General features: G+C 76.8%; 8 protein-coding genes. 4 read left to right on the forward strand and 4 right to left on the reverse strand.

The window, feature by feature from the left end; translation table 11 throughout:
* Positions 1-315 (reverse strand): hypothetical protein (locus NH342_RS21425; RefSeq protein WP_253018142.1); only part of this gene is annotated, 315 nt, incomplete at its 3' end.
* A 36-nt stretch (positions 316-351) separates the two neighbouring features.
* Here NH342_RS21425 and NH342_RS21430 point away from each other — a divergent pair.
* Entirely contained in the window at positions 352-2,184 is a 1,833-nt protein-coding gene (locus tag NH342_RS21430) for a gamma-glutamyltransferase family protein (RefSeq protein ID WP_253018144.1), read from the forward strand.
* 90 nt (positions 2,185-2,274) lie between these two features.
* On the opposite strand, the gene NH342_RS21435 is transcribed toward NH342_RS21430, so the two are convergent.
* From NH342_RS21435 to NH342_RS21445, 3 genes are all read right to left on the reverse strand, one after another.
* Complete coding sequence (locus NH342_RS21435) at positions 2,275-2,703, reverse strand: rhodanese-like domain-containing protein (protein ID WP_253018146.1); 429 nt, start codon at positions 2,701-2,703, stop codon at positions 2,275-2,277.
* Complete coding sequence (locus NH342_RS23760) at positions 2,682-3,125, reverse strand: ATP-binding protein (protein WP_253018148.1); 444 nt, start codon at positions 3,123-3,125, stop codon at positions 2,682-2,684. Before NH342_RS23760 ends, NH342_RS21435 begins: the two co-directional genes overlap by 22 nt.
* Before the next feature lie 111 nt (positions 3,126-3,236).
* Complete coding sequence (locus NH342_RS21445) at positions 3,237-3,782, reverse strand: DUF1697 domain-containing protein (protein WP_253018150.1); 546 nt, start codon at positions 3,780-3,782, stop codon at positions 3,237-3,239.
* A gap of 117 nt (positions 3,783-3,899) precedes the next feature.
* On the opposite strand from NH342_RS21445, the gene NH342_RS21450 reads away from it, so the two are divergent.
* The 3 genes from NH342_RS21450 to NH342_RS21460 all read left to right on the forward strand — a co-directional run.
* Positions 3,900-5,291, forward strand: a complete 1,392-nt coding sequence (locus NH342_RS21450) for a uracil-xanthine permease family protein (protein ID WP_253018152.1) — start codon at positions 3,900-3,902, stop codon at positions 5,289-5,291.
* Between the two features lie 33 nt (positions 5,292-5,324).
* Positions 5,325-6,011 (forward strand): ABC transporter ATP-binding protein, encoded by a 687-nt coding sequence (locus NH342_RS21455; protein ID WP_253018154.1) that lies wholly within the window; start codon positions 5,325-5,327, stop codon positions 6,009-6,011.
* Positions 6,008-6,294, forward strand: a 287-nt coding sequence (locus NH342_RS21460) for a hypothetical protein (RefSeq protein ID WP_253018156.1), incomplete at its 3' end; no start/stop codon positions are given. The genes NH342_RS21455 and NH342_RS21460, both read left to right, overlap by 4 nt.

Here is a 6,294-nt window from a genome sequence, read left to right on the forward strand (position 1 = left end):
CGGGTCCTGGGGCGCCGGCCCGGACGGGGCGAACCTGGCCTGGGGCCGGCCGGTACCCCTGCCGGTGGCGCCGGCCGCCCGGCACCGCGCCCCGGACGACGACGACCCGGTGCCCATGCGGGAGCTGCCCAGCACGCCGAGCACCCCCGCTGCGCCCCCGGAGGCGTTGCGCACCCGTCCCCGCCCGGCGGCGACCCCGCCCCGGCGGGTGGCGCTCCCCGCGCCGGTCCCGTCGGGTCGTCCTGCCCAGCGGACGGCGCGGCGTGCGGTGGTCCGCGGGGTGGCCTGGACCTCGTCCCGGTCCGCGCCGGGCACGCTGCGACCCAGCGGCGGGGTCCGTAGGTTGGAACGGTGTTCACGACCCGTCCCGAGCTCGCCGGGACCTTCGGCATGGTCGCCTCGACGCACTGGCTCGCCAGCTCGGCCGGGATGGCGACGCTCGAGTCCGGCGGCAACGCCTTCGACGCCGCCGTCGCCGCCGGCTTCGTGCTCCAGGTCGTCGAGCCGCACCTCAACGGCCCGGGTGGCGAGGTCCCGGTCGTCTTCGCCCGCGGCGGGTCCGGTGGGCTCGCGGGCCGGGCCGCCGTGCTCTCGGGCCAGGGGGTCGCCCCCGCCGCAGCCAGCATCGATGCGTTCGAGGCACTGGGTCTCGAGCTGGTCCCCGGTACGGGCCTGCTCGCGGCCACCGTCCCCGGTGCCGTCGGTGCCTGGCTGACCCTCCTCCGCGACCACGGCAGCCTGCCGCTGGACGCCGTCCTCCGCTTCGCGGTCGAGTACGCCGAGTCCGGCCACCCGCTCTCCCCACGGGTGGCAGCGACCGTCGCCTCGGTCTCCGAGCACTTCACCACCCACTGGCCGACCTCGGCCGCCACCTGGCTCGCCGCCGACGGAGCTCCTCCGGCAGCCGGCCGCCTGTTCCGCAACCCCGCCCTCGCCTCCACCTACCGCCGGCTGCTCGACGCAGCGCGCGGGCCCTCCCGGGAGGCGGGCATCGATGCGGCGCTCGCGGCCTGGTACTCCGGATTCGTCGCCGATGCGATCGACGTGTTCTCCCGGCGCCCCGTGCGCGACGACTCCGGTCGCGACCACGCGGGCTTCCTCACCGGGCACGACCTGGCCAGCTGGCAGCCGACGTACGAGCCCCCGGTCACGACCGACTGGCGAGGGTGGGACGTCTCGAAGGCCGGGCCGTGGTCCCAGGGACCGGCGCTGCTCCAGGCGCTGGCGATGCTGGACGGGGTCCCCGCGCTGGCACCGGGTTCGGGAGCAGGGCAGCAGGCACCATCGGCCGAGGTCGTCCACGCCACCGTCGAGGCGGTCAAGCTGGCCATGGGCGACCGCGAGGCCTGGTACGGGGACGTGCCCGACGTCCCGCTCACGCAGTTGCTCGACCCGCAGTACTCCGCCGAGAGGCGGGCGCTCGTCGGTGACACCGCAAGCCTGACCTTGCGGCCCGGTGCACCGGACGGGCGCCCGCCCCGGCTCCCCCGGCACGTGACGGACCCGTCCGGGAGCTTCGCCACCGGCGCCGGGGTCGGAGAGCCCACCGTGGCCCGCACCGGCGAGCAGGTCACCGAGCCCGACGGCACCACCCGCGGCGACACCTGCCACGTCGACGTCGTCGACCGCTGGGGCAACGTCGTGTCGGCCACGCCCTCGGGCGGCTGGCTGCAGAGCTCGCCCACCATCCCCGAGCTGGGCTTCTGCCTCGGCACCCGCGCGCAGATGTTCTGGCTGGACCGCGGCCTGCCCAACTCCCTCGCCCCGCGCAAGCGGCCGCGCACCACGCTCACCCCGACGCTGGCGCAGGACCGCTCGACCGGCCGCTGGCTGGCGTTCGGGACGCCGGGCGGGGACCAGCAGGAGCAGTGGCAGCTGTGCTTCTGGCTGGCGCACACCGTCCGCGGCCTGGACCTGCAGGCCGCCATCGACGCCCCGGCCTGGCACACCACCAGCTTCCCGTCCTCGTTCTACCCCCGGGAGACCGTGGCCGGCGAGGTGGTCGTGGAGTCCCGGCTCGGCGAGGAGGTCATCGCGGACCTGCGCCGCCGCGGGCACAGCGTGGTCGTGACCGACGCCTGGTCGCTGGGCCGGCTGTCGGCGGTCAGCGCCGACCCGAGCACCGGCCTGCTCACGGCCGCGGCCAACCCCCGCGGCATGCAGGGCTACGCCGTCGGCCGGTAGCGCCGGGGGTCCCCGCTCGATGTGACCCGTCGCGGCGTTCGGGCGCCCCGACCCGACGACGAGTCACCTCCAGCGGGGTGCGCCGCCGGGTCAGCGGCGGACGTCGGCCGGGCCGGTGCCGACCGGGAAGCCGGCGTCCCGCCAGGCGGCGAAGCCGCCCACCAGGTCGGTGGCCCGGTGCAGGCCGACCGCGCGCAGGCTGGCCGCGGCCAGCGACGAGCTGTACCCCTCGTGGCAGACCACCACGACCTCGACGTCCCACCCGGTGGCCTCGGGGATGCGGCTGCCGCTGGTGGGGTCCAGCCGCCACTCCAGCACGGTGCGGTCGATGACCAGCGCCCCGGGGACCTCACCCTGCTCGGCCCGCTGCGTCCCGGTGCGGGTGTCCACGACCAGCGCCCCGCGCGCCAGCGCCGCCGCCGTCCCCGCGGGGTCCAGCCGGACGACGCCCTCCCGGGCCCGGGCCAGCACCGCGTCGACGCCGGGCGGGTCCGGGCTCAGCGGGGCAGCAGGGCCCACACGCTCTTGGTGGCGCCGACGGTCTGCCAGCCGTGCGCCGTCGCCATCTCGGCGATGAGGTAGAGGCCCAGGCCGCCCTGGCTCGGGTCGCGACCGATGGCCGGCGTGGGCGGGGTGGTGGCCGCGGAGTCGCAGACCTCGACCAGCCACGACCGGCCGTGCGGGGCGACCCGGGCCCGGACCCCGGCGCCGCCGTGCCGCAGCGCGTTGGACGCCATCTCGTCGAAGGCCAGCACCACCCGGTCCACCAGCTCGGCCGCGACCTCGGGGCCGGAGTCGTCGGGCGCCGCGACCAGCAGGCGGCGCAGCTGGGCGCGCACCCGCGGCAGCTCCGAGACGTGCTGGAGGTCCCACACCTCGCCCGGCGGGGCGTCCGGCGGTGCCGCAGACGGCCACACCGGGCTCGCCGTGTCGCGGTCCACGCGGGTGCTCCTCGTCGTCACGTGTCGTCGTCGCGGGTCGCCGGGTACGCGCGAACCCGGGACAGTCGACCACGGACGTCCCGGTCCGGCACGACGGGGGTCACCCCGGGCTCACCCCGCGGCCATCGCGGCGACCCGCGTCACGGTGGTCCAGTTGCGGCCGGTACCGGTCGTGCCGAGCAACCGGTCCCACGCCCAGCCGCCCACCGGCGTCGCGAGCACCCCGTCCGGCAGCCACAGGTGCAGGTCGCGGCCGCGCAGCGCCCACGCCCCCTCACCGGGTCCGGCGGCGGGCACGGCGGCCACCGCGGCGGCGTCGGGCACCACGGGCAGGAAGGTCACCAGGTAGCGCGCCGGGTCCAGCTCGGTGCCCGCCGGCAGGGCGACCGGCCCGGCCACGACGACGTCGGCGAGCTCGGCGGCGGAGCGGACCACGACCGGCACGTCGTGCCCGAACTCCTCGGCGATGCAGGCCCGGACGTCGGCGGCCAGGTCCTCCTGGCCCCGGTCGGTGCCCAGCACGACGTTGCCGCTCTGCAGGTGGGTCGCGACCTCGGCGTACCCCCGCGCGGTCAACGCCTCCCGCAGCGGGCCCATGCCGATCCGCTTGGCCTTCCCGACGTTGATCCCGCGCAGCAGGACGACCGACCTCTCCACGACCCGCACCGTAGGGCCCGCGGCGGGTGGACACGAACCTGTGACGTGGCTGTGACGCGGACCCGGCAGTCTCGCGCCATCCGGCGGGACGACGGGTCCCGGGGAGGGGGAGCAGCGATGGCCACGACCAAGGCGACCAAGGCGACCAAGCGCCGGCGCGACCCGGCCGACCCGGACGGCATGCCGCCGTGGGGCACCGCCGTGCCCCTGGGGCTGCAGCACGTGCTGGCCATGTTCACCTCCAACCTGACCCCGGCGATCCTGCTGGCCGGAGTCATCGGCGCCAGCACCGGCGAGGCGGTGCTGCTGGTGCAGGCCGCGCTGCTCTGCGCCGGCCTGGCCACGCTGCTGCAGACCATCGGCATCGGCCCGGTGGGCAGCCGGCTGCCGCTGATGATGGGTTCGGGCTTCGCGTTCATCGCCGTCGCCGTCCCGCTGGCCGCCGAGCGCGGGCTGGACGCCGTCCTCGGCGGGGTGCTGGTCACCGCGCTGGTCCAGGTCGCGATCGGCCTGGGCATCCACCGGATCGCGTTCCTGTTCCCCCCGGTGGTGACCGGCACGATCATCCTGGTCATCGGCCTGGGCCTGCTGCCCAGCGGCATCAACCTCGCCGCCGGCGGCGTGGGCAGCCCCGACTTCGGGTCGGCCACCAACCTCGGCGTCGCGGCACTGGTCCTCGTGCTCACCGTGGTGCTCAACCAGTTCGCCCGGGGGCTGGCGAAGTCCGCGTCGGTGCTGATCGCGGTGGTCGTGGGCTACCTCGTCGCCATCCCGCTGGGGCTGCTGGACCTCTCCGGCGCCGGCGACCGGCCGGTGCTCGCCTTCCCGACGCCGTTCGCCTTCGGCGTCTCCTTCGAGCTGGTCGCCGTCCTGTCCATGGCCGTCGTCGGCGTGGTCAACATGGTCGACTCGGTGGGCACCGTGCACGCGGTCACCGAGGGCGGTGCCGGCCGGCCGGCCACCCGGCGGGAGCTGCGCGGCGGCATCCTCGCCGAGGGCGGCTCCGCGGTGGTCGGCGGGGTGTTCGGCGCCCTGCCGACCACGATGTTCAGCCAGAACATCGGCCTGGTCGCGCTGACGAAGCAGATGAGCCGGCACGTGGTGACCATCGGCGCCTGCGTCCTGGTCGGGCTCTCGCTGCTGCCCCAGCTGGCCGCGGTGCTCGCCGCCATCCCGCCCGCGGTGCTGGGCGGCGGCGTGCTGGTGCTGTTCGGCATGGTGTGCGCGATCGGCATCGAGCTGCTGAGCAAGGACGGCCTGACCACCCGGTCGCTGCTGGTCCTGGCGGTGTCGATCGGGCTGGGCCGGGGCATCGCGTCGGCCCCCGACGCCATCGCCGGCGTCGTCGGCGACTGGGGCCCGCTGTTCAGCTCCGGCATCGTCGTCTCGGCGCTGCTGGCCGTGGTGCTCAACCTGGTGCTGCCCGGCCGCGCGGTGCCCGCGGCCGAGCCGCCGTCCCCCGCCGAGCCGTTCGTCGAGGCCGCCCGCGAGGACCGCGCCGCCGACTGAGCGCACAGGGAGGGGCCCTAGGGTGCGGCGGTGATGGCGAAGCCGGGGCTGCTCGAGGTGCGCGACCTCTCCGTCGGCTACGGCGGGGAGGCGGTCTGCGCGCCGGTCACCGTCGGCGTGGCGCCCGGCACCGCCCTCGGCGTGATCGGGCCCAACGGGGCCGGCAAGTCCACCGTGCTGCAGACCGTCGTCGGGCTGCTGCCGCCGATCGCCGGCACCGTCGAGTTCGACGGCCGGCCGGTCGACGAGAGGGAGGCCGCCTTCCGCCGGGACGTCGCCACCGTGCTCGACGACGACGCCTTCTTCCCCTCGCTCACCGGCGCCGAGCACCTGCTGCTCACCGCCCGCGGGCACGGCGTGGCCGACGCCGACGCGGTCGTCGAGGCCGAGGTCGCGGAGTTCGGCATCGCCGACCGCGCGCACGCCCTGCCCTCGGCGCTGTCCTCGGGCCAGCGCCGGCGGCTGGCGCTGGCCGCGGCGTTCGTCCGCCCGGCCCGGCTGCTGGTGCTCGACGAGCCCGAGCGCCGCCTGGACGCGCAGATGCGCCGCCGGCTGGCCGCCCGGATCGCCGCCGAGGTGGCCGGCGGGCTGACCGTGGTGTTCGCCAGCCACGACCCGGAGTTCCTGTCCACGGTCGCCCGCCGGGTGCTGGTGGTCGACGACGACGCCTGCAGCCTCGTGTCGCCCAAGGACGCCGTCGCCGCCTTGCACGCGGGGTGAGCGTCACCGAGCTGACCGGGGCCGGCGTCCGCCGGTTCACCCGGCGGGCCACCGCCCGGCGCGCCGACACCAGCTGGGCGACCCTCGGCGGCGACGTGCTCTCGGCGCTCACCGTCGCCGGCGTCGTGGTCGCCGTCTTCGGCGGCGCGTTCTCCGCGCTGCGCGAGCGGATCGCCGCCCGCCCCCCGGCGCCGGCCACCGACCTGCCCGGCGAGCTCACCGCCCTGGTGGGCGCGCTGGTCGTGGCCGCCGCGGTGGTGGCGCTGCTGTCCCGGCTCGGCCC

The organism is Klenkia sp. PcliD-1-E (genome assembly GCF_024124375.1).
Lineage (GTDB): Bacteria > Actinomycetota > Actinomycetes > Mycobacteriales > Geodermatophilaceae > Klenkia.